The 21,690-nt window shown below is 62.3% G+C and carries 19 protein-coding genes; 7 read left to right on the top strand and 12 right to left on the bottom strand.

Features of this window, described 5'->3' with window-relative positions; genetic code table 11:
- Together glyS and glyQ are read right to left on the bottom strand one after the other, a co-directional pair.
- On the bottom strand, positions 1-2,067 hold a 2,067-nt coding region (gene glyS / locus CAK78_RS19000; RefSeq protein ID WP_094698313.1), incomplete at its 3' end, for a glycine--tRNA ligase subunit beta.
- A gap of 9 nt (positions 2,068-2,076) precedes the next feature.
- On the bottom strand, positions 2,077-3,000 hold the full coding sequence (gene glyQ / locus CAK78_RS18995; RefSeq protein WP_005339464.1) for a glycine--tRNA ligase subunit alpha: 924 nt from the start codon (positions 2,998-3,000) through the stop codon (positions 2,077-2,079).
- A gap of 210 nt (positions 3,001-3,210) precedes the next feature.
- Here glyQ and CAK78_RS18990 point away from each other — a divergent pair, with 210 nt between their 5' ends.
- Positions 3,211-3,792, top strand: a complete 582-nt coding sequence (locus CAK78_RS18990) for a DNA-3-methyladenine glycosylase I (RefSeq protein ID WP_094698312.1) — start codon at positions 3,211-3,213, stop codon at positions 3,790-3,792.
- A gap of 76 nt (positions 3,793-3,868) precedes the next feature.
- Here CAK78_RS18990 and CAK78_RS18985 read toward each other — a convergent pair whose 3' ends face one another.
- Positions 3,869-5,893, bottom strand: a complete 2,025-nt coding sequence (locus CAK78_RS18985; RefSeq protein ID WP_094698311.1) for a bacteriohemerythrin — start codon at positions 5,891-5,893, stop codon at positions 3,869-3,871.
- A 251-nt stretch (positions 5,894-6,144) separates the two neighbouring features.
- On the opposite strand from CAK78_RS18985, the gene CAK78_RS18980 reads away from it, so the two are divergent.
- Positions 6,145-6,801, top strand: coding sequence for an OmpA family lipoprotein (locus CAK78_RS18980; protein WP_005307410.1), 657 nt, complete (start codon positions 6,145-6,147; stop codon positions 6,799-6,801).
- Between the two features lie 146 nt (positions 6,802-6,947).
- Here CAK78_RS18980 and CAK78_RS18975 read toward each other — a convergent pair whose 3' ends face one another.
- The 3 genes from CAK78_RS18975 to tusA are packed head-to-tail and all read right to left on the bottom strand — an operon-like array spanning position 6,948 to position 7,680.
- Entirely contained in the window at positions 6,948-7,055 is a 108-nt protein-coding gene (locus CAK78_RS18975) for an endoribonuclease L-PSP (RefSeq protein ID WP_010672406.1), read from the bottom strand.
- A 10-nt stretch (positions 7,056-7,065) separates the two neighbouring features.
- Entirely contained in the window at positions 7,066-7,413 is a 348-nt protein-coding gene (locus CAK78_RS18970) for a RidA family protein (protein WP_016348988.1), read from the bottom strand.
- Positions 7,414-7,434: 21 nt separating this feature from the next.
- Positions 7,435-7,680, bottom strand: coding sequence for a sulfurtransferase TusA (gene tusA / locus CAK78_RS18965; RefSeq protein ID WP_005307416.1), 246 nt, complete (start codon positions 7,678-7,680; stop codon positions 7,435-7,437).
- 171 nt (positions 7,681-7,851) lie between these two features.
- Between tusA and CAK78_RS18960 the strand changes: the two genes are divergently transcribed.
- Complete coding sequence (locus CAK78_RS18960; RefSeq protein WP_005307420.1) at positions 7,852-8,043, top strand: hypothetical protein; 192 nt, start codon at positions 7,852-7,854, stop codon at positions 8,041-8,043.
- 72 nt (positions 8,044-8,115) lie between these two features.
- Here CAK78_RS18960 and CAK78_RS18955 read toward each other — a convergent pair whose 3' ends face one another.
- The 6 genes from CAK78_RS18955 to CAK78_RS18930 form a co-directional block, all read right to left on the bottom strand.
- Positions 8,116-9,354, bottom strand: coding sequence for an ABC transporter substrate-binding protein (locus tag CAK78_RS18955; protein ID WP_094698310.1), 1,239 nt, complete (start codon positions 9,352-9,354; stop codon positions 8,116-8,118).
- Between the two features lie 4 nt (positions 9,355-9,358).
- Positions 9,359-10,804: an ATP-binding protein gene (locus CAK78_RS18950; protein ID WP_176452857.1), complete on the bottom strand. Its 1,446-nt coding sequence runs from the start codon at positions 10,802-10,804 to the stop codon at positions 9,359-9,361.
- A gap of 51 nt (positions 10,805-10,855) precedes the next feature.
- Positions 10,856-11,578 (bottom strand): response regulator, encoded by a 723-nt coding sequence (locus CAK78_RS18945; RefSeq protein ID WP_176452856.1) that lies wholly within the window; start codon positions 11,576-11,578, stop codon positions 10,856-10,858.
- 342 nt (positions 11,579-11,920) lie between these two features.
- Positions 11,921-13,084 (bottom strand): acetyl-CoA C-acyltransferase FadA, encoded by a 1,164-nt coding sequence (gene fadA, locus CAK78_RS18940; protein ID WP_005307433.1) that lies wholly within the window; start codon positions 13,082-13,084, stop codon positions 11,921-11,923.
- 21 nt (positions 13,085-13,105) lie between these two features.
- The gene (gene fadB, locus CAK78_RS18935) at positions 13,106-15,253 is read right to left on the bottom strand and encodes a fatty acid oxidation complex subunit alpha FadB (protein WP_094698308.1); all 2,148 of its coding nucleotides are present in this window, start codon (positions 15,251-15,253) and stop codon (positions 13,106-13,108) included.
- A 202-nt stretch (positions 15,254-15,455) separates the two neighbouring features.
- The gene (locus CAK78_RS18930) at positions 15,456-17,393 is read right to left on the bottom strand and encodes an acetoacetate--CoA ligase (protein WP_094698307.1); all 1,938 of its coding nucleotides are present in this window, start codon (positions 17,391-17,393) and stop codon (positions 15,456-15,458) included.
- A 190-nt stretch (positions 17,394-17,583) separates the two neighbouring features.
- Here CAK78_RS18930 and pepQ point away from each other — a divergent pair, with 190 nt between their 5' ends.
- The 4 genes from pepQ to hemG are packed head-to-tail and all read left to right on the top strand — an operon-like array spanning position 17,584 to position 21,549.
- The gene (gene pepQ / locus CAK78_RS18925; RefSeq protein ID WP_094698306.1) at positions 17,584-18,906 is read left to right on the top strand and encodes a Xaa-Pro dipeptidase; all 1,323 of its coding nucleotides are present in this window, start codon (positions 17,584-17,586) and stop codon (positions 18,904-18,906) included.
- Positions 18,906-19,523: a YigZ family protein gene (locus tag CAK78_RS18920; RefSeq protein ID WP_094698305.1), complete on the top strand. Its 618-nt coding sequence runs from the start codon at positions 18,906-18,908 to the stop codon at positions 19,521-19,523. Before pepQ ends, CAK78_RS18920 begins: the two co-directional genes overlap by 1 nt.
- 36 nt (positions 19,524-19,559) lie before the next feature.
- Complete coding sequence (locus CAK78_RS18915; RefSeq protein WP_010635534.1) at positions 19,560-21,017, top strand: TrkH family potassium uptake protein; 1,458 nt, start codon at positions 19,560-19,562, stop codon at positions 21,015-21,017.
- Positions 21,018-21,024: 7 nt separating this feature from the next.
- Entirely contained in the window at positions 21,025-21,549 is a 525-nt protein-coding gene (hemG, locus tag CAK78_RS18910) for a menaquinone-dependent protoporphyrinogen IX dehydrogenase (RefSeq protein WP_176452855.1), read from the top strand.
- Positions 21,550-21,690: the final 141 nt, after the last annotated feature.

Genomic DNA, 21,690 nt, shown 5'->3' with positions numbered 1-21,690 from the left:
CTGCAGCAGGGAGATATCCGCTACTTGCAGGAACAGGTTGCGCAGGTTGTTCAGCAGTGCCAGACGGTTGGCCTTGAGGGCTTCGTCGTCGGCCATCACCATCACCTCGTTGAAGAAGGTGTCGACCGGCTCGCGCAGGGCGGCCAGACGGGTGAGGGCAGCCTGATAGTCACCGGCGGCGAACAGCGGGGCCAGTTCGGCTTGCAGTTCGGCAACCTGGGTGGCCAGCGCCTTCTCGGCGGCATCGACCAGCAGTTCCGGTTTGACGGCAGTCGGCAATTCGCCTTCGACCTTGGCCAGAATGTTGCTCACGCGCTTGTTGGCGGCAGCCAGGGCTAGTGCGGCATCCAGCGTGCGGAAGTGGCTGACGGCCTTGACCCGGCGATCGAAGTCGAGCGGGCGGGTCGGGCGGCGGGCCAGTACGGCCAGCACCACGTCGGCACCGATGCCTTCGTCCTGATAGGCGGCGCGGAAGCGGCCCAGCATAAAGTCGACCACGTCGGTAACGACGGTTTGGTTGGTCAGCTTGTCGCCGTAGACGCGTACCGCTTCTTCAACCAGTTCAACCAGATCCAAGTCCAGCTGCTTCTCGGTCATGATGCGCAGGGCACCGATGGCGGCGCGACGCAGGGCGAACGGGTCCTTGTCACCCTTGGGCAGCATGCCGATGCCGAAGATACCGGCCAGGGTATCGAACTTGTCGGCCAGCGCGACGGCGCAGGCAACCAGACCGGACGGCAGGGCATCACCGGCAAAACGCGGCATGTACTGCTCGTTGAGGGCCACGGCTACGGCTTCGTCTTCGCCATCGTGACGGGCGTAGTGCATCCCCATGACACCCTGGGTGTCGGTGAACTCGCCGACCATGTTGGTCATCAGGTCACACTTGGAGAGCAGACCGGCGCGCTTGGCCTGAGCCACATCAGCGCCGATACGCTCGGCGATAAAGCCGGCGACGGTCTCGATACGCTCGACCTTGGCCTTGACGGTGCCCAGCTGTTGCTGGAACAGCACGGTTTCAAGGCGCGGCAGGCGGGAGGCCAGAGTCTGCTTGAGGTCGGTCTTGAAGAAAAACTCGGCGTCAGAGAGACGGGGGCGAACCACCTTCTCGTTGCCGCTGATGATCTGGCTCGGGTCTTTGGACTCGATGTTGGTGACGAAGATGAACTTCGGCAGCAGCTTGCCGCTTTTGTCGTAGACCGGGAAGTACTTCTGGTCACCCTTCATGGTGTGCACCAGCGCTTCAGCCGGCACGGCCAGGAACTTCTCTTCGAAGTTGGCGGTCAGCACCACCGGCCACTCGACCAGTGCGGTAACCTCTTCCAGCAGGGCGTCGTCCAGATCGGCCACGCCACCGAAGGCGGCAGCGGCCGCTTCGGCGTCAGCCTTGATCTTGGCTTTGCGCGCCATGAAGTCGGCAATCACCATGCCGCGCTCCTGCAGGATCTGCGGGTACTGGCTGGCGTTGTCGATGGTGAACTCGCTCTCACCCATGAAGCGGTGACCGCGGATGGTGCGGGCAGAGTCGATACCCAGAATGTGAGCGGGCACCAGTTCCCCATCCAGCAGCAGGGTCACGGTAAAGACCGGACGCACGAACTGGATGGTCTTGTCGCCCCAGCGCATCATCTTCGGGATCGGCAGTTTGGCCAGTGCTTGGCTAACCAGATCGCCCAGCAGATCTTTGGCCGGACGGCCTTCGACCTTGGCGGTGTGAACCAGCCACTCACCCTTGTCGGTGACCAGACGCTCGGCCTGCTCAACGGTGATGCCGTTGCCACGGGCCCAGCCTTCGGCAGCCTTGGTCGGCTTGCCTTCGGCATCGAACGCCTGGGCCACGGCCGGGCCGCGCTTCTCGACGCTCTTGCTCGGCTGTTCGCCAGCCAGTGCGTGCACCTTCAACGCCAGACGGCGCGGGGAGGCAAACCACTCGACGTCGCCGAAGGCCAGATCGGCCTTGGTCAGCTCGGCTTTGAAGTTGTCGGCAAAGGCTTCTGCCAGGGAGCGCAGGGCTTTGGGCGGCAGCTCAGCAGTACCGATCTCTACCAGAAATGTATGTTGTGCCATGTCCGTTCCTTAACCTTGCTTGTTCTCACTGCGCTGACACATAGGGAAGCCCAGCGCTTCGCGGGAGGCGTAGTATGCCTCTGCCACGGCCTTGGTCAGGGTGCGAATGCGCAGGATGTAGCGCTGACGCTCGGTGACCGAGATGGCCTTGCGGGCATCCAGCAGGTTGAAGGAGTGAGCGGCTTTGAGGATGCGCTCGTAGGCAGGCAGCGGCAGCGGTTTTTCCAGCGCCAGCAGGTTCTGGGCTTCCTTCTCGTACTGCTCGAAGCAGTGGAACAGGAACTCCACGTCGGCGTGCTCGAAGTTGTAGGTGGATTGCTCCACTTCGTTCTGGTGGAACACGTCGCCGTAGGTGGTCTTGCCCAGCGGGCCGTCAGACCAGACCAGATCGTAGACGCTGTCGACGCCCTGGATGTACATGGCCAGACGCTCGAGACCGTAGGTGATCTCGCCGGTGACCGGCTTGCACTCGAGGCCGCCAACCTGCTGGAAGTAGGTGAACTGGGTCACTTCCATGCCGTTCAGCCACACTTCCCAACCCAGACCCCATGCCCCTAAGGTCGGGTTTTCCCAGTTGTCTTCCACGAAGCGGATGTCGTGGATCTCGGGATCCATGCCCAGCTCTTTCAGGGAGCCCAGATAGAGTTCCTGAATGTTGTCGGGGGAAGGCTTGATGATCACCTGGAACTGGTAGTAGTGCTGCAGGCGGTTCGGGTTTTCACCGTAGCGGCCGTCAGTCGGACGGCGGGACGGTTGCACGTAGGCGCAGGCGATGGGCTCGGGGCCCAGGGCGCGCAGGCAGGTCATGGGGTGAGAAGTACCGGCACCCACTTCCATATCCAGCGGCTGAATGATGGTACAGCCCTGGCGGGACCAATAGTCCTGCAGCTGCAGGATCAGGCCCTGAAAGGTTTTGACATCGAATTTTTGCATAATATTTTTCGCGCGAAATGAAATCAGAGCAAGATTTGCTGAATGTGAACCGAAGGAGTATACCGTCTGGCATGGTCGGATAATAGGCGAAATTACAGCGGATTAATGTGATGACGCTGCGCCGGGCCTGGGCGGGAGGGGTTGTCGGCACTCCCACGCCCGGGTTGGCATCGCCCCCCGGGCATTGGATGAAATGACAGGAGAGAGGAAATGGAGTTGCGTTGCGCCTGGGTGACCAAGGACCCGGAATACATCGAATACCATGACAAACAGTGGGGAAGGCCGGTCCATGACTCGCGCGAGCTGTTTGCCAAGCTCTGCCTCGACGGCCAGCAGGCGGGGCTGTCGTGGATCACCATCTTGAAGCGCACCGAGAGCTACCATCGCGCCTATGCGGATTTTGATCCGCTGCGCATCGTGCAGTTCGACGAGCAGGATGTGGAGCGGTTGATGCAGGACACCGGCATCATCCGCAACCGGCTCAAGGTGCAGTCGATCATCAAAAATGCCCGCGGCTATCTGGCGCTGGAGGCCGAAGGCATCGACTTTGTCGATTATCTGTGGGGCTTCGTGGGCGGCGCCCCCATCGTCAACCAGCGCCAGGGCAATGGCGACATTCCGGCGACCTCGCCGGAGTCGGATGCCATGTCCAAGGCGCTCAAGAAGCGCGGCTTCACCTTCGTCGGCAGCACCATCTGCTATGCCTTCATGCAGGCGGTGGGGATGGTGAACGATCATCTGGTGACCTGCCCCTGCCACGCCGAGTGCCAGCAGGCCCCAGCGCGCCAATAAAGCGGATGCAAGGTAAAAGAGAAGGGAGGCTGATGCCTCCCTTCTGCATATCGGCATGGCGTCAGCCATGGGGCCATCAGGCGATTCCGGCCTGGCGCAGGGAGCCCGAGTACTGCTTGTCGACCTTGGAGATGTGGTTGAGCAGCCAGTTCTTGAGAAACACCAGCAGCTCCATGTTGAACTCCTCGTCGTCCGGGCCGTTGCGCTGCATCAGGGTATCGAGCTCCGCCAGCAGCCGGGCGTGTTCCTGCTTGTGGCGGCGCAGCTCGGGGTAGCCCGCCTGCTCCATCACCTGCTCTTCGTCGGCGAAGTGCCGGGTGGCGAGCTTGAGCAGCTCGTCGAGCCGCTGCTTGCGCAGCTGGGCCGGGCTCTTGTCGATCACCGCCTGGTAGAGCCGGTTCATCGCCTCGAACAAACCCAGATGCTGGTTGTCCATGCTGGGTACCTGCACCATGAAAGCCTCGTTCCAGTGCAGCAGCTCCTGATCCAGGCTGGCTGAGCCTGCCTTGCTGACGTCGAACTGATCGCTGATGAGGCCGATCTCCTCGTTGGCCTGGTTCATGTCCCGGGTGTGGCTGCGGCTCTGGCGCGCCAGCTCCAGGCATTCGCGGGCGATGCTGGCGACCTCCATCACATTGCGGTTGGTCTCTTCGGTGACCTGGGCCTGCTGGCCGGCGGCGGTGGCGATGTGGCCGTTCATGTCGTTGACCCGGGTGATGGCCTCGACGATGGCGGTCAGGGTTTCGCCGGTGCCCGCCGCCTGGTTGACCGCCTGCTCGCTCACGTTGCGGGTAGTGTGCATGGTGGTCACCGCGTGGCGGGTGTTGTGCTGCAGCGCCTCGATACGCTGCTGGATGTCGACGGTGGCGGCCTGGGTGCGGGTAGCCAGCTGGCGCACCTCGTCGGCCACCACCGCGAAACCGCGGCCCTGCTCGCCGGCCCGGGCCGCCTCGATGGCAGCGTTGAGGGCCAGCAGATTGGTCTGCTCCGAGATGGTGCGGATCACCTGCAGTATGTTGCCGATCTGGGTGCTCTCCTGATCCAGTTGGGTCACTTCCCCGGCGGATTGCTCGATGTGGTCGGCCACCTGCCGGATCAGGGTGATGGTCTGGCTCACCTGGCGCTGGCCGTCGTGGGCCTGCTGCTGGGTCAGCAGGGTATCCTGGCTGGCCTGCTCGATGTTGTGAACGGTGGCGGTCATCTCGTTGATGGCGGTCGCCAGCATGTCGGTATTCTGCTGGGCCTGCTGCATGCTGCTGAGGGTGCTGCCGGAGTGGGCCATCAGCAGCGCCATCTTGTCGTGGGTCTTGCGCGACACCAGTTGCACCGTGCCGATCAGGTTGTCGATATTGCCGAGGAAGCGGTTGAACACCTCCGCCAGATAGGCGAACTCGTCCTTGCCCTGGCTGTGCAGCCGGAAGGTGAGGTTGTGGCTGTGGTTGGCCAGCTCGACCAGCTGGCCCATCAGATGCTGCAGCGGGCCGACGGTCTTGCGGTAGATGAGCAGCAACATCAGCAGGATGACGGTCAGGCTGACGGCCAACTGCAGCATGTCCTGACGCTGCAGGCTTTGGCTCTGGGCGCGGATATCCTGTTCCCGTTGCTTGAACCCTTGCTGCTGTTGTTCCAGCACGGCCGCGACCTGGCTGGCGATGTTGTCGGTGAGGGCATCGAAGCCTTCGTTCGGCTGCTTCATCAGCTGGTTGCCAGCCTCTCGCCCCTCTTTCAGATAGATGTCCACCATCCGCTTGCCGATCTCCAGCTGACGGGTCAGCAGCGGGGTGAGCGGCGCCTGCAACTGTGGCAGCCGCTCCAGCAGCTGGCGAGCCGCCTGGGCGTGCTGCTCGGCCTCGCCGATGGAGTCCATCTCGCCGGAGACGGCGGCATCGGTCAGGAACTGCTGAACCTGGGTGGTGTGATAGCGCAGCTCCTGCAGGGTGATCTGCTCGTTGGCGCTGAGGATGAGCTGGTTGGGCAGCTCACCGAGGCGGGCGGTCAGGCTGCTGCGCCAGATCCCGGCCAGCGCCATGGTAAGCAGAATGATGAGGCTGGCACTCAACAGCAGGTGCCGGATCGATACGTTGCGAAGCGGTGCGGACATGAGAGACCCCTGAGCACTATTGATGGTGCATTCAATAGTAGCCAATGGAGACGCATTTGGTCCGTTGAACAAGGGGATAGGTCAAGGTGGCGAGCTGGTTCCGGCTGCCGGTTCAGGCGGCATCCAGCCAGCCTGCGGATACTGGGACGTGGGCAGAGAGGGGCGTGACGCTGATAACGTCACACCTTGGCACACCTCTGGGGTAGAATGCGCCCTCTTTGGATTTGAGTCGGTTTTTTTAGAGGTTTTTCATGCATTTCAAGACAATCGTTCCCGCCGTTGCGCTGGCCGTCGCCCTGAGCGGCTGTACCACCAACCCCTATACCGGCGAGTCCCAAACCTCCAAGGGCGCCTGGGGCGCACTGGCGGGCGCCGCTGCGGGTGCCGCCGTGGGTGCGCTCTCCTCCAGCAAGGGTGACCGCAAGAAGGGGATCCTGACCGGTGTGGCCGCCGGCGCCGCGCTGGGTGGCGGTATCGGCTACTACATGGACGTGCAGGAAGCCAAGCTGCGCGAGAAGCTGCAAGGCACCGGCGTCAGCGTGACCCGTAACGGTGATCAGCTGATCCTCAACATGCCGAATAACGTCACCTTTGACAGCTCCAGCGCCCAGCTGAAGGCTGCCGGTGCCAACACCCTGTCCGGCGTGGCCATGGTGGTCGCCGAGTTCGACAAGACCCGCCTGAACGTGGTTGGTCACACCGACAGCACCGGCTCCCGCGAGCTGAACATGAAGCTCTCCGCCCAGCGCGCCGATGCCGTTGCCGCCCAGCTGATCGGCCAGGGTGTGACCGGCAGCCGCATTGCCACCAGCGGCGTGGGCCCGGATCAGCCGGTCGCCACCAACAGTACAGCCGAAGGCAAGGCCCAGAACCGTCGGGTGACCATCACCCTGACCCCGACCGCCTAAGCGGCCCGGTTCGCAGCCATGAAAAAGGCCCCGCCAGCGATGGCGGGGCCTTTTTTATTGGGGCCGTTGCGAGCAATGGCGCCTTGTTCTTTGCTCCCTTCTCCCCTTGCAGGAGAAGGGGCGGGTATGAGGGGGATAAATGCCTCTTAAACTGCCGCGGTCAGCTGCACTTCCACCTTGTAGCCTTCGTGGGCCAGACGGGCCTGCACGCAGGCTCGAACCGGGGCTGTGTCGGCATCAGGGGAGCCAGGCATCCTGTTTTGCTTAGACAGCTGCAGTGAGCTGCACTTCGACCTTGTAGCCTTCGTGGGCCAGGCGGGCCTGCACGCAGGCACGGACCGGCGCGGTGCCCGCCGGGATCCAGGCATCCCACTGCTCGTTGAAGGCCGCGATGTCCGCAATGTCCTTGAGATAGATGTTGGCCATCAGGATCTTGTCGACGCCGGAGCCGTTGGCTTCCAGCAGGCGCTGCAGGCTTTCCAGCACTTCGCGGGTCTGCTGGTGAATGTCGGCGGTGTCGGTGGCGGGCACTTCCACCACGTAGAGGGTACCGTTGTGAATGACCACGTCAGACCAACGCTGGGTGGTGCCGATTCGGGTAATAGCTGGCATGGATTGCTCCGGTAGTGTGGCTTACTGGCCCTTGCGGATCAGATAGCGGTAAGGGGCCTGCTCTGTCTCGCTGGCGACCAGGGTGTGATCCATGAAGCGGCAGAAACTGGGAATGTCGCGGGTGGTTGAGGGATCATCGGCACTGACCAGCAGGGTCTCCCCGTCAGCCATCAGCCGCACTTTTTTACGCACCATCATGACAGGTTCGGGGCAACGAAGCCCGATTGCGTCCAACTCGTGAGTCGCGTCGCAGAATAAAGCACTCATCAATAATAAACCTTCAACCAAATCAGCTACCAATGATACTCACGGCGAAAAAATAATCAAACGACCTGGGCTGTCAACAGCATATGTAACCAAAGTGTTATCTGACCCTACCCACACCCCGCCGTATGAGTAATATAAAAATTGAACCATATTCAACAAGGAGGTGTGAATATGCAGGTCTCCTACGGCAGATTACAAGCCTACGCAGGCATGGGGTTCTTGTCTTTCGCCATGATAGTGATGGGCAGCCCGATCGGGAACACCGGCACCTGGTTCGGTTCCATGGTGATGATCGGACTGGGGCTCTGGATCGAGCTCAGCGATTACTACGACGAGGATGAGGACGAAAACGATCAATCCTGACCCCAAGACTCTCACGACGACAAAGGCGGATATCTCATCCGCCTTTGTCGTTTCTGGCCGCAGCGAAAAGCGTCAGCGGGTCGAGCGCATGGCCCGCTCCAGATGCAGGGCGGTCTGCTCCGGGTTGGCTCTGGGGTCGTTGAAGAAGTTGCTCAGCACATCCATGATTGCCTGGCGCATGTTGGTCGGCGTCGCCATCCCCTCGGCCATGCTGGGCAGCAGGTTGCCCTCTCGTTCCGCCTGCAGGAAATCCTGGTAGGAGCGCACGGCGCAGCGGTCGAACTTGCTCATGTCCGGCTTGACCAGCGCCGGGATGGAACCCTTCACCCGGTTGAACTCCTGCTGGAAGCGCGGCGTCATCAGCAGCTGGGCCAGCTCGCCCTGGGCCTGCAGCTGGGCGGGATCCCGCTGCTTGAACATGGCGATGGAGTCGAGGTTGTAGCTGAACAGGCTGGCACTGCCGGGGCTCGGCAGGCACTCGATATCCTCGCCGGGCCGATAGTTGCCGGCGCTCAGCTCGCCCTTCACCCAGTCCCCCATCACCTGCATGGCGGCGCCGCCGCTCTCCAGCAGGTTGGTGGCCTGGTGCCACTTCAGGCCGGCGTACTTCTCCGGCACATAGCCGCGCAGCTGCTGGAAGCGGGTCAGTACCCGCACCATGTCGGGGCCGGTCAGGATGGCGCTGTCCTGTTCCACGAACGCCTTGCGGTAGAACGCTTTGCCGCCTTCGCCGAGCGCCACAGTTTCGAACAGCACTGCCAGTTGCCAGGGTTCGTTGCCGATGGCGAGCGGGGTGATCCCTTGCTGCTTGAGCCGGTCGGCCACGGTCACGAACTGAGCCCAGCTGGTGGGCGGGGTCAGCTTGTTGCGCTCGAAGATCTTGCGGTTGAGCCACAGCCAGTTGACCCGATGGATGCCGGTGGGTACCGCCATCAGGGCGCCGTTCTGGCTGAGGGTCTCCCGCACCATGGGCGGCAGCTGGGGATACCAGCCGAGGTGTTCGGCCATGGGGCTGAGATCGCGCAGGAAGCCGAGTCCGGCCCACTCCCGCAACTCGAACCCCTTGAGGTGGGCCGCCTCCGGCGGGTTGGCCGCCAGAGCCCGGCTTTTCAGCACCGTCATGGCGCTCTTGCCGCCGCCCCCCTGCACCGCGAAGTCGTTCCACTGGTTGCCCTGCTCGGTCCATTCGGACTTGAGCACCTCCACCGCCCTGGCCTCGCCGCCGGAGGTCCACCAGTGCAGCACCTCCACCTGGGAGGCGGCAACCGGCAAAGAGAGCAGGGTGATGACAGAAAAAGACAACCACTTCATAAGGTTACTGCCTTGGTAGGGAGAGGGTGGCCTGCAGGCCACCCTGCGGACGATTTTCCAGCACCAGGTCGCCGCCGTGGGCGTGGGCTATGTTGCGGGCAATGCCCAGACCCAGGCCGGTGCCGGCCAGATCCGTGCTGAGCCGGTAGTAGGGCTCGAAGATGCGTTCGAACTGATCCTCCGGCAGGCCGGGCCCCTCGTCCATGATGAACAGGATCAGCATCTCCTCGTCGTCCATGATGATGATACGCACCTTCTGGCCGTACTTGATGCCGTTGTCCACCAGGTTGCCGATGCAGCGCTTGAGAGCCAGCGGCTTGCCGCGGTAGGGCTGTTTGCAGCGGCCCTCGATGGTCAGCCGCTCGTCGTGCAGGTTCATCCCCTCCGCCATCTGTTCCAGCATGGCATTGATGTCGAGCTGTTCGATGTTCTCGTGGATGTCGGTGTCCTTCACCGTCTGCAGCGCTCCCTTCACCATCAGCTCCAGCTCGTCCAGGTCCTTGTTGAACTTGGCGATCTGCTGCTCGTCGTCGAGCAGCTCGACCCGCAGTCGCAGCCGGGTGATGGGGGTCTTGAGGTCGTGGGAAATCGAGCTGAACAGCCGCTCTCTATCGTCGATATAGCGGCGGATGCGGTGCTGCATGATGTTGAAGGCGCGGGTGGCCGCCACTATCTCGGAGGCCCCCTCTTCCTTGAGAGAGGGCTGGTCGATGTCCTTGCCGAGGTTGACCGCCGCCTTGGCCAGCCGACGCAGCGGCCGGGTCTGCCAGCGTACCAGCAGGAAGGTGAAGAAGCAGAGGAACACCGTCATCAGGGCGATGAAGCGCACCTGGTTGCTGGGCATGACGGTGTCATCCAGCGTCATGTAGGGGGCTGGCAGCAGGGCCGCCAGATAGAGCCACTCGCCCGGTTCTATCTCGATCTGGGTCACCAGTACCGGCGGGTTGAGCGGCTCCAGCGAGAGGGTATAACGGGCCCAGGAGGAGGGTAGATCCGCCAGCAGGGTGTCGTTGTTGAAGACATGCAGATCCTCTGGCCGCGAGAAGTCCACCTTGATCGCCATGGCGTCGGAGAGTTTGCGGGTCAGCACCCCCTGCACCTCCTTGAGCACCAGCGTCTTGCGCTCGCTGTCGGGGATGGCGCTGATGTGGATCTCCTCTTCGTTCAGGGAGACGAAGAAGCGGCTGCCGCCCATGTTGCGCAGCTGGTCCAGCGCGATGTGGCGATACTGCAGCGGCAAGGATTTGAAGAAGTTGACGGTGGAGGCGGCCGACAGCGCCAGGTTGCGGGTGGTGCTGAGCATGCCTTCCAGCTCCCGCTTCTGGATCTGCTGCATCCAGATGCCGGTGAGGATGGTCTGGGAGAGCAGGATCGCCAGCAGCAACAGCAGCAGCATCCGCGACAGCAGGGAGCGGGGCACCAGCGCCCGCCAGAACCACCTGGTATTCATGGGATTTCTCGCCTTGTGTCGATCAGCATGCCGTCGCTACCTTGCCGGGCCTCATGGGATCTCGTGCACCTCGGCGATCAGCATGTAGCCGCTGCCGCGAATGGTCTTGATGATGCGCGGGCTCTTGCCGTTGTCCCCCAGCTTCTGGCGCAGCCGGCTGATCTGCACGTCGATGCCGCGCTCCATCGGCAGGCTCTCGCGACCGCGAGTGGCGTCCGAGATGGTATCCCGGTCCAGCACCACGCCGGGCTGCTGCAGGAACATGCCGAGCAACAGGGCATCGCTGCCGGAGAGATCCAGCAGGCTGCCATCTTCGTGAGTCAACTGGTGGCTCAGGGTATCCAGAGTCCACTCGGCGAAGCGCAGCCGACGGCTCGGCTCCTTCTCTTTCTCCGGCTGGCGAAATTCGGCGCGGCGCAGCAGCGCCTTGATGCGGGCTTGCAGCTCGCGCGGGCTGAACGGCTTGGCGATGTAGTCATCGGCGCCGAGTTCCAGACCGATCACTCGATCCGCTTCGTCGGAGGCGGCGGTCAGCATGATGATGGGGACCTGAGAGTCGCGGCGGATCTGCTGGCAGAGGGTAAAACCGTCGTCGCCAGGCATCATGATATCGAGAATGATGAGGTCCGGGCTGTGCTGGGCGAGCTGCTGGCGCATCTCGTTGCCCTCCGCTGCGGTCAATACCTCGAAGCCAGCCCTGGTCAGGTATTCATTGAGCAGCTCGCGGATCTCTTGGTCGTCGTCGACGATCAGCAGTTGTTTGCTCGTTGACATATGTATGTGCATCCACCCATTTTTTTGTGCAGATTGAACCTGTCGGGGGAGCAAAAAGCAAGCAAGCCCCCCATCTAATGTGAGGTTATGGGCAATATCCTCCCATATCCTGCCGTGCAAATAAAAAAGGCCGACCCAAACGGGCCGGCCAAGACGCAGATGCTGACGACAGAAGTGCACCCCGTGTGGCGCACTCCACAGACTCGATGACGGGGCAGTCTGACCGGCCCCAAAACCTGCGATACGGGCCGCCTCGCCGGGAAGCAGAAGCGGGCCCATATTGTAAAATTCGGCCCCTGGCGGGGCACTTCCCGGACCGGCGTACCGGTCCGGGGGATACAGTTACACTCGCTCGAACACGGTGGCGATGCCCTGACCCAGGCCGATGCACATGGTGGCAACCCCCAGGGTCGCGTCCTTCTCTTCCATCAGATTGATCAGGGTGGTGGAGATGCGGGCGCCGGAGCAGCCGAGCGGGTGACCCAGGGCGATGGCGCCGCCGTTCAGGTTCACCTTCTCGTCCACCAGATCTTGCAGACCCAGATCCTTCACGCAGGGGAGGGACTGGGCGGCAAATGCCTCGTTCAGCTCGAACAGATCGATGTCGCCGACGGTCAGACCGGCCCGCTTGAGCGCCTTCTGGGTGGCCGGCACCGGGCCGTAACCCATGATGGCGGCGTCGCAGCCGGCGATGGCCATGGCACGTACCTTGGCGCGCGGGGTGAGGCCGAGCGCCTTGGCGCGGTCCGCACTCATCACCAGCATGGCGGCGGCGCCATCGGACAGGGCCGAAGAGGTGCCGGCGGTGACGGTGCCGTTGACCGGGTCGAACACCGGGCGCAGCTGGCTCAGCGTGTCGACCGTGGTCTCCGGGCGGATCACCTCGTCGTAGTCGTAGAAGAAGCGGGCGCCGCTGGCGTCGTGCCCTTCCAGCCCGACGATCTCCTTGGCAAAACGGCCTTCCACGGTGGCGGCGTGAGCGCGGCGATGGGAGCGGGCGGCAAACTCGTCCTGCTGCTGACGGCTGATGCCGTGCAGCTTGCCGAGCATCTCGGCGGTCAGCCCCATCATGCCGGAGGCTTTCGCCACCGACTTCGCCATGCCGGGGTGGAAGTCCACCCCGTGGCTCATGGGCACGTGGCCCATGTGCTCGACGCCGCCGATGATGAAGATGTCGCCGTCACCCACCTGGATGGCGCGGGAGGCGTCGTGCAGCGCCTGCATGGAGGATCCGCACAGGCGGTTGACGGTAACCGCCCCCACCTGTTTCGGGATGCCGGCCAGCAGGGCGGCATTGCGGGCGATGTTGAAGCCCTGCTCCAGGGTCTGCTGCACGCAGCCCCAGTAGATATCCTCGATCTCGTTTGGGTCGAGGTTGGGGTTGCGCAGCAGGATGGATTTCATCAGGTGCGCGGACAAGTCTTCTGCACGCACGTTGCGGAAGGCGCCGCCCTTGGACCGGCCCATCGGGGTCCGGATACAGTCGACAATGACTACGTCTTTCATGAATGGATCTCCTTTCCGCAATCAGTAGAAGGTTTTGCCCTGGGCGGCCATCTCACGCAGCTTGTCGCTGACGCGGTAGAGCGGGCCAAGGTCGGCATACTGGTCGGCCATGGCCACGTAGCGATCCAGACCAATGGTGTCCAGATAGCGGAACACGCCGCCGCGGAAGGGAGGGAAGCCCAGACCGTAGACCAGCGCGATGTCGGCTTCGGCTGGGGTGGCGACTATGCCCTCTTCCAGACAGAGCACCACTTCGTTGATCATGGGGATCATCATGCGGGCGATGATGGCGTCCTTGTCGAAATCCTGTTTCGGCTTGGCGATCGGGGCCAGCAGCTCGTAAGCAGCGGCATCGGCCACCTTCTTCGGCTTGCCCTTCTTGTCGGCCTCGTAGGCGTAGAAGCCCTTGCCATTCTTCTGACCGAAGCGGCTCGCCTCGTACATCACGTCGATGGCGGTGCGACCTTCCTTGCTCATGCGCGCCGGGAAGCCCTGCGCCATCACGTCACCGGCATGGTGGCCGGTGTCGATGCCGACCACGTCCAGCAGGTAGGCGGGGCCCATGGGCCAGCCAAACTCCTTCTCCATCACCTTGTCGACGGCGGCGAAGTCGGCGCCATCGGCAACCAGCTTGTTGAAGCCGAAGAAGTAGGGGAACAGCACGCGGTTGACGAAGAAGCCAGGGCAGTCGTTGACCACCACCGGGGACTTGCCCATGGCGGCGGCGTAGGCCACCACGCGGTTGATGGTGTCGTCCGAGGTTTGCTCGCCGCGGATGATCTCCACCAGCGGCATGCGGTGCACTGGGTTGAAGAAGTGCATGCCGCAGAAGTTCTGCGGGCGCTTCAGTCCCTTGGCCAGCAGGGAGATGGGGATGGTGGAGGTGTTGCTGGCGAGCACGGCGTCTTCGCCGATCACGCCTTCCACTTCACTCAGTACGGCCGCCTTCACTTTCGGGTTCTCGACCACGGCCTCGACCACCACGTCCACATGCTTGACGTTGTCATAGCTGAGGGTCGGGGTGATGGCGGAGAGCACCTGGCCCATCTTGATGCCATCGATGCGACCGCGCTCGAGCTGGCCGTTGAGCAGCTTGGTGGCTTCGCCCATGCCCAGCGCCAGCGCCTTCTCGTTGATGTCCTTCATCACCGCCGGGATGCCCTTGCTGGCGGACTGGTAGGCGATGCCGCCCCCCATGATGCCGGCACCCAGCACGGCGGCATGGCCGGTGGCCTTGTTTGCCTGCTTGGCGGCCTTCTTGGCCAGCGCCTTGATGTGCTGATCGTTGAGGAAAATGCCGACCAGCGCCTTGGCCACGTCGGTTTTCGCCAGCTTGATGAAGGTGGCGGCTTCGGCGGCCAGCGCTTCGTCACGACCCATGCCGGCGGCGGCTTCCACCGTCTTCACGGCGGCCATGGGGGCCGGATAGTGTTTGCCCGCCACGGCGGCAACCATGCCGGCGGCGGTGGTGAAGCTCATCATGGCTTCCAGTTTGGAGAGGCGCAGCGGGGCCTTCTTGGCGGCGCGGCGGCCCTGCCAGTCCAGCTTGCCCTTGATCGCGTCCTTGATCATCTGTATGGCGGCGCTCTGCAGCGCATCCGGGGCGACCACGGCATCGATGGCACCCACTTTGAGGGCGTCATCGGCACGGTAATCCTTGCCGGTGGTGATCCATTCCAGCGCGTTGTCGGCGCCGATCACTCGCGGCAGACGGACGGTGCCGCCAAAGCCCGGCATGATGCCGAGCTTGGTCTCGGGCAGGCCGATCTTGGCCGTGGTGTCGGCCAGCCGGAAGTCGGTGGAGAGAATGGTCTCGCAGCCGCCGCCCAGGGCGTGGCCCTTGATGGCGCTGAGGGTCGGCACCGGCAGATCTTCGATGGCGTTGAAGATGTCGTTGGCCTTTTTCAGCCAGCCAAGCAGATCTTCCTGCGGCAGATCGAACAGTTCCAGGAATTCGGTAATGTCGGCGCCGACGATGAAGGCGTCTTTGCCGGAGGTGAGGATCAGACCTTTTAGTTCACGTTCTTGTTGTAATGCGGCGATCGCTTCGCTCAGGGAGAGCAGGGTAGCGCGATCCAGCTTGTTGACTGAACCCGGAGCATCGAACCTCAGCTCGGCAATGCCGTCTTCGAGGTAGCTGACCGTCAGGGTTTCGCCTTGGTAGATCATGAGAGTGTCTCCTTGTTCCCACATGGTGGGGGGTGGTGCTCCTTTATCCCCAGCAGGGGGCGAGGCTCACTATTGATCCAAAAGAAGACAATTTCAACACCTATTTAAAACATTCGTTTAACAGATCTCGAGTAAAAGCTCGCCTCAGATTAACAACCAAAATAAAGGCGTCTGATGACGCCTTTATTAACCTTGTGTGGCTTCAACTGGCCAGCTCTGGCCGGTCGCGATACTGGCTCAGCACCTCGGGATCGGCGAGGGCGTGGGTGTTGTTGACGGGCCGGTTGTGCACCACTTCCCGCACCGCCAGCTCCACTATCTTGCCGGACTTGGTGCGCGGAATGGCGTCCACCTGCAGGATGCGGGCTGGCACGTGACGGGCGGTGCAGTGCTGGCGCACCTGCTGGCGGATGCGCTCGCGCAGCGCTTCGTCTAGCTTGAGACCTGGCTGGAGCTTGACGAACAGCACCACCCGCTCGTCTTGCTGCCACTGCTGGCCGATGACGATGCTCTCTTCTACTTCCTCCAGCTGTTCGACGTAGCGGTAGATCTCGCTGGTGCCGATGCGCACGCCGCCCGGGTTGAGGGTGGCGTCGGAGCGGCCATAGAACAGGATACCGCCGGTCGGGGTCAGCTCGATCCAGTCGCCGTGGCACCAGATGTTGTCGAACCGCTCGAAATAGGCGGCGTGGTACTTGTCGCCGCTCTCGTCCCCCCAGAAACCGATGGGCTGGGCCGGGAACGGCTTGGTGCAGACCAGCTCGCCCTTTTCATCCTGTACCGGCTGGCCCGCTTCGTTGAATACCTGCACCGCGAGGCCGAGGCCGCGCCCCTGACTCTCGCCGCGGTAGACGGGGCTGAGCGGATTACCGATGACGAAGCAGGAGCAGATGTCGGTGCCGCCTGAGATGGAGCTGAGCTGCACATCCTGCTTGATCTGCTGATAGACGTAGTCGAACCCTTCGGGAGAGAGCACGGAGCCGGTGCTGCAGATCAGCCGCAGGTGTGGCAAGTCGTGGGTCTTGATAGGGGGATAACCCTGCTTGTGCAGCGCATCCAGGTATTTGGCCGAGGTGCCGAACAGGGCGACTTCTTCATCGCGGGCGAGATCCCACAGCACGTTGCCGTCCGGGTAGAAGGGGGAGCCGTCGTAGAGCACCAGGGTGGCGCCGGAGGCGAGCGCGCTCACCAGCCAGTTCCACATCATCCAGCCGCAGGTGGTGAAGTAGAAGATGCGCTCCCCCGGCTTGATGTCGCAGTGCAGCTGGTGCTCTTTCAGATGTTGCAGCAGGGTGCCGCCGATGCCGTGCACGATGCACTTGGGTTTGCCGGTGGTGCCGGACGAATAGAGGATGTAGAGCGGGTCGTTGAAGGCCATGGGCTCGAACTGCAGGCCGGCATCCGGCTGGCCTGCCAGGATCTGACGCCAGTCGTGACCCAGCTGCTGGGGGTGGCCCAGCAGGGGGATCATGACCGTCTGTTCTATGCTGTCGATCTGGCTGACGACCCCCGCCACCTTGTCCTGAATGTCGATGGCCTTGCCGTTGTAGCGATAGCCATCCACCGCAAACAGCACTCGCGGCCGGGTCTGGCCGAAGCGCTCCACCACGCTGGCTTCGCCGAAATCGGGGCTGGTGGAGGTCCAGATCGCCCCCAGACTGGTGGTCGCCAGCATGGCTACCACGGTCTCCGGGATATTGGGCAGGTAGGCGGCCACTACGTCGCCCCGGCCGATGCCCTGGCCGCGCAGCCACTGGGCCAGCCTGGCGACCTGATCCGCCAGCTCGCGCCAGCTCAGGGTCTGGCTGGGGTTCCCTTCGATACGGGAGATGATGGCCGGCGTGTCATCCTGGCGGCGCAGCAGGTTCTCGGCGAAGTTGAGCCGGCTGTCGGGGAACCAGCGGGTGCGCTGCATCTCCTGGCGGTTCTCCGCCACTATGTTGCCGAGCTCGCCCTTGACGCCGCAGTGCTGCCATACCAGCGGCCAGAAACGGGTTGTCTTCTCCACCGACCACTGGTAGAGCTGGGCATAGCTGTGCAGCTGCAGGCCGTGGAAGCGGTTGACCTCGGCCATGAAGTGCTGGAGGTTGGATTGCTGCATCCGCTCTTGATCCGGTTGCCACAGGCAAAGATTGTGCATGAGTAGTCCCTGACTGCATGTATCTACCGGCAGTGTATTGAATTGTTTTTTATTTGTTAATGGTTGGTTTTTGTTTCATAACAAAAGCCTTGTAACGTATGCGTTACCTCACGAAGCGATAGCTTGACGGTTCGAGCCTTGATTCGCTTGATGTTATGCTGAAACCACATTTCTCCCGGAGCAGGACGCCATGAGCAGCTACAGCCAACTTTTTGCCCAGCACCTCGACACCTTGCAGCAGCGCACCCGCGACATACTGCAACAGCAGGGACTGGGCGGTCTGGCCATCCACTCCGGCCAGACCCACCGCATCTTCCTCGATGATCAGGATTACCCCTTCAAGGTGAACCCCCAGTTCAAGGCCTGGCTGCCGGTGCTGGACAATCCCCACTGCTGGTTGCTGGTGGACGGGGTGAGCAAGCCGGTGCTGCTGTTCTACCGGCCGGTGGATTTCTGGCACAAGGTAGCGGACCTGCCCAACGCCTTCTGGGTCGACTTCTTCGATATCCGCTTCCTGACCCGCCCGGAGCAGGTTGCCGATCATCTGCCGGCCAACAGGCAGGAATGGGCCTATCTGGGTGGCCATCTGGAGGTGGCCGAGCTGCTGGGGCTGGGCCAGCCCAACCCGGAGGCGGTCCTCAACTATCTGCATTATCATCGCGCCTACAAGACCCCCTATGAGCTGGAGTGTCTGCGCGATGCCAACCGTATCGGGGTACGCGGCCACATTGCGGCTAAGGACTCCTTCATGGCGGGGGCGAGTGAGTTCGAGATCAACCTGGCCTACATGAAGGCAGTCGGGCAGGGGGCCAATGAGGCGCCCTACGGCAATATCGTCGCCATCAACCGCAATGCGGCCATCCTGCACTACACCCACCTCTCCACTCAGCGGGTACCCGATGCGGAGCGGTACTCCTTCCTGATCGACGCCGGCGTGGACGTGCACGGCTATGCCTCCGACATCACCCGGACCTGGGCCTGGCGCCGCGGTGAGTTTGCCGATCTGATTGCGGCGCTGGATGCCCAGCAGCAGGAGATCATCGAGGAGATCAAGCCGGGCCGCCGTTACAGCGAGCTGCATCTGCAGATGCACCACAGGCTGGCGCGCCTGCTGCAAGCCACCGAGCTGGTGGACATGTCGGTGGACGAGATGATCCACACCGGGGTGACCAACGTCTTCTTCCCGCACGGCCTCGGCCACTTCCTCGGCCTGCAGGTACACGATGCCGGCGGCTTCATGCAGGATGAGCGTGGCACCCATCTGTCGGCCCCCGAGCAGTTCCCCTATCTGCGTTGCACCCGGGTGATGGAGGTGGGCCAGGTGTTCACCATAGAGCCGGGCCTCTACTTCATCGACAGCCTGCTGGAGCCGCTGCGCCAGGGCGAGCAGGGCAAGCGGGTCAACTGGAACAAGGTCGAGGCGCTGCGCCCCTATGGTGGCATCCGCATCGAAGACAACGTGGTGCTGCATGCCAACGGGGTGGAGAACCTGACCAGACAAGCAGGGCTCTGATGGCGGCGGACTATTCCATACCGGCCGCACCGCTGGAGGTGAGTGAAGAGATCAAGAAGAGCCGTTTCATCACTTACCTTGCCCACACGCCGACCGTCGAGGCCGCCAAGGCCTGGATTGGCGAGATAAAACAACAACACCCCGGGGCCCGGCATCACTGCTGGGCCTTTGTCGCAGGTGCCCCGCAGGACAGTCAGGTCTATGGCTTCAGCGATGATGGTGAGCCCTCTGGCACTGCCGGCAAACCCATGCTGGCCCAGCTGATGGGGGCGGGTCTCGGCGAGATCGCCGCCGTGGTGGTGCGCTATTACGGTGGCGTGCTGCTGGGCACCGGCGGTCTGGTCAAGGCTTACGGAGGTGGCGTGGGGGCGGCACTCAAGCAGCTCGAGACCCGCATCAAGCGCCAGCAGACGGCCTCTCTCATCCAGTGCGACTACGTCGACATGGGGGCCGTAGAGGCCCTGATCCAGGCTCATCAGGGCCAGTTGCTGACGGCCGACTATGGCGCCAGCGTCACCCTGCAGGTAGCGTGGGAGTCCGCGCTCTGGCCCCGTATCGCACAGGAATTGACCGACCGAACCCAGGGTCGGGTATCCCTTCGTCCCTTAGATGGCTAGAATCCATCGCTCTTTTGGTCTGAAGAGGGAGCTGGAATGCAGATTCTGAGCATCATTCGTATCGTTGGCCTGCTGGTCGCACTGTTCAGTTCGACCATGCTGCTGCCCGCGATGGTTGCATTTGGCTATCGTGATGGTGGTGGTGCCGAGTTCGTCAACTCCTTCTTCATCGCCCTGCTGCTCGGCGCCGCGCTCTGGTTTCCCAACCGCCATCAGAAGAAGGATCTCAGGTCCAAGGAGGGCTTCCTCATCGTCGTGCTGTTCTGGGTGGTACTGGGCAGCGTCGGGGCCTTGCCGTTCCTGCTGGGGGAGGTGCCCGGCATGACGGTATCGGAGGCCTTCTTCGAGTCGTTTTCCGGTCTGACCACCACGGGGGCGACCGTGCTCACCGGACTGGACAACCTGCCCAAGGCGTTTCTGTTCTATCGCCAGCTGCTGCAGTGGCTGGGGGGCATGGGGATCATAGTGCTGGCGGTAGCCATACTGCCACTGCTCGGCATCGGGGGCATGCAGCTCTATCGCGCCGAAATTCCGGGGCCGGTCAAGGACAACAAGGTCACCCCGCGCATCGCCGAGACGGCCAAGGCGCTCTGGTTCATCTATCTGCTGCTCACCTCCCTCTGCGCTCTGGCGTACTGGATGGCGGGCATGACCCTGTTCGATGCCATCTGTCACTCCTTCTCCACCATGTCTGTGGGGGGCTTCTCGACTCACGATGCCAGCATAGGTTTCTTCAACAGCCCGGCCATCAACCTGATCACAGTGCTGTTTCTGCTGCTGGCTAGCGTCAACTTTGCCCTGCACTTCATGGTGTTCGCCCACAAGCCGGTGCGCCTGAGCAGTTATCTGCGGGACTCCGAGCTCAAGGTGTTCCTGAGCATCCAGTGTGTACTGGTGCTGATCTGCTTCGTCTCCCTGTTGTTCCACGGCCACTACGACACCTGGCAGGATGCGCTCAACCACGGCTTGTTCCAGGCGGTGTCGCTGGGCACGACTACCGGTTACAGCACCACCAGTTATGCGGATTGGCCCTCCTTCCTACCCATGTTGCTGATGTTCTCCGCCTTCATTGGCTGCTGCGCCGGCAGTACCGGGGGCGGCATCAAGGTGATGCGTTTCATGATCCTGTTCCTGCAGGGGATGCGCGAGCTGAAGCGACTGGTGCATCCACGCGCCATCTATACCCTCAAGCTGGGCCGTCGCGCCGTGCCTGAGCGGATTGTGGAGGCCGTGTGGGGCTACTTTGCCACCTATATCATTCTGTTCTTCATCTTTATGCTGTTGTTGCTGATGACCGGCTTGAACGAGGTGACCGCCTTCTCTGCCGTGGCGGCAGCGTTTACCAACGTGGGGCCGGGGCTGGGGGAGGTGTCGGCCAACTTCGGCAATATCTCGGCAACGGCCCAATGGATATTGGTGGTCGCCATGTTGTTTGGCCGATTGGAAATCTTTACGCTTCTGGTACTGTTTACCCCTGCATTCTGGCGTAGTTGAGGTTGGTATGGACAAGATTCTGGTGCTTTATTCTTCCCGTGACGGGCAAACGCGAAAAATCGTCGATGCCATGCTGGCTGAGATCGAGGGATGCGAGGTGGTGATGCAGGATCTGCACAACCTGCCCATGTGCAACCTCAGCAAGTTCAAGAAGGTGCTTATCGGCGCTTCCATTCGCTATGGCAACTTCCACCCCAGCTTGTTCAGTTTCATCCATGCTCATCACGAACAGCTGGAAGTGGCCAACGCCGCCTTCTTCTGTGTCAACCTGACGGCCCGCAAGCCCGAGAAGCAGACCCCGCAGACCAATGCTTACATGAAGAAGTTTTTGCGTCTCTCCCCCTGGAAGCCAAAAACCCTGGGGGTGTTTGCCGGTGCGCTGCAGTACTCCCGCTATAACTGGTGGCAGACCCGCATCATTCAGCTGATCATGAAGATCACCGGCGGTAGCACGGACACCAGCAAGGACCTCGAGTTTACCGACTGGGACAAAGTGCGCAGTTTTGCCCGCGATTTCTGGTCAAAAAAATAGCCGAGGCAGTGTGAAAGCGGCTTGAGTCCTGCGGATGCAGGGCTTTTTGTTTGATAAATAGACGCTTGACTGGCCAAAACACGAAAAATGCCAGTTTTTGCAAAATTCCCCTTGTCATCGCGGCGCGGCTCCCTATAATGC

Origin of the sequence: Aeromonas sp. A35_P (assembly GCF_002259925.1) — a bacterium.
Taxonomy (GTDB): domain Bacteria; phylum Pseudomonadota; class Gammaproteobacteria; order Enterobacterales; family Aeromonadaceae; genus Aeromonas; species Aeromonas dhakensis.
The sequence above is the reverse complement of the archived record's forward strand: the minus strand, read 5'-3'. Positions and strand labels throughout refer to the sequence as shown.

What these genes read in the sequence shown, in the direction of transcription:
- CAK78_RS18985 (WP_094698311.1), bottom strand. Translation starts at nt 5,893, where the DNA reads ATGTCCGCACCGCTTCGCAACGTATCGATCCGGCACCTGCTGTTGAGT.
- pepQ (WP_094698306.1), top strand. Translation starts at nt 17,584, where the DNA reads ATGAGCAGCTACAGCCAACTTTTTGCCCAGCACCTCGACACCTTGCAG.
- CAK78_RS18955 (WP_094698310.1), bottom strand. Translation starts at nt 9,354, where the DNA reads ATGAAGTGGTTGTCTTTTTCTGTCATCACCCTGCTCTCTTTGCCGGTT.
- CAK78_RS18980 (WP_005307410.1), top strand. Translation starts at nt 6,145, where the DNA reads ATGCATTTCAAGACAATCGTTCCCGCCGTTGCGCTGGCCGTCGCCCTG.
- fadB (WP_094698308.1), bottom strand. Translation starts at nt 15,253, where the DNA reads ATGATCTACCAAGGCGAAACCCTGACGGTCAGCTACCTCGAAGACGGC.
- CAK78_RS18920 (WP_094698305.1), top strand. Translation starts at nt 18,906, where the DNA reads ATGGCGGCGGACTATTCCATACCGGCCGCACCGCTGGAGGTGAGTGAA.
- CAK78_RS18930 (WP_094698307.1), bottom strand. Translation starts at nt 17,393, where the DNA reads ATGCACAATCTTTGCCTGTGGCAACCGGATCAAGAGCGGATGCAGCAA.
- CAK78_RS18975 (WP_010672406.1), bottom strand. Translation starts at nt 7,055, where the DNA reads ATGCCTGGCTCCCCTGATGCCGACACAGCCCCGGTTCGAGCCTGCGTG.
- CAK78_RS18915 (WP_010635534.1), top strand. Translation starts at nt 19,560, where the DNA reads ATGCAGATTCTGAGCATCATTCGTATCGTTGGCCTGCTGGTCGCACTG.
- fadA (WP_005307433.1), bottom strand. Translation starts at nt 13,084, where the DNA reads ATGAAAGACGTAGTCATTGTCGACTGTATCCGGACCCCGATGGGCCGG.
- CAK78_RS18945 (WP_176452856.1), bottom strand. Translation starts at nt 11,578, where the DNA reads ATGTCAACGAGCAAACAACTGCTGATCGTCGACGACGACCAAGAGATC.
- CAK78_RS18990 (WP_094698312.1), top strand. Translation starts at nt 3,211, where the DNA reads ATGGAGTTGCGTTGCGCCTGGGTGACCAAGGACCCGGAATACATCGAA.
- glyQ (WP_005339464.1), bottom strand. Translation starts at nt 3,000, where the DNA reads ATGCAAAAATTCGATGTCAAAACCTTTCAGGGCCTGATCCTGCAGCTG.
- CAK78_RS18950 (WP_176452857.1), bottom strand. Translation starts at nt 10,804, where the DNA reads ATGAATACCAGGTGGTTCTGGCGGGCGCTGGTGCCCCGCTCCCTGCTG.
- CAK78_RS18970 (WP_016348988.1), bottom strand. Translation starts at nt 7,413, where the DNA reads ATGCCAGCTATTACCCGAATCGGCACCACCCAGCGTTGGTCTGACGTG.
- CAK78_RS18960 (WP_005307420.1), top strand. Translation starts at nt 7,852, where the DNA reads ATGCAGGTCTCCTACGGCAGATTACAAGCCTACGCAGGCATGGGGTTC.
- tusA (WP_005307416.1), bottom strand. Translation starts at nt 7,680, where the DNA reads ATGAGTGCTTTATTCTGCGACGCGACTCACGAGTTGGACGCAATCGGG.
- hemG (WP_176452855.1), top strand. Translation starts at nt 21,025, where the DNA reads ATGGACAAGATTCTGGTGCTTTATTCTTCCCGTGACGGGCAAACGCGA.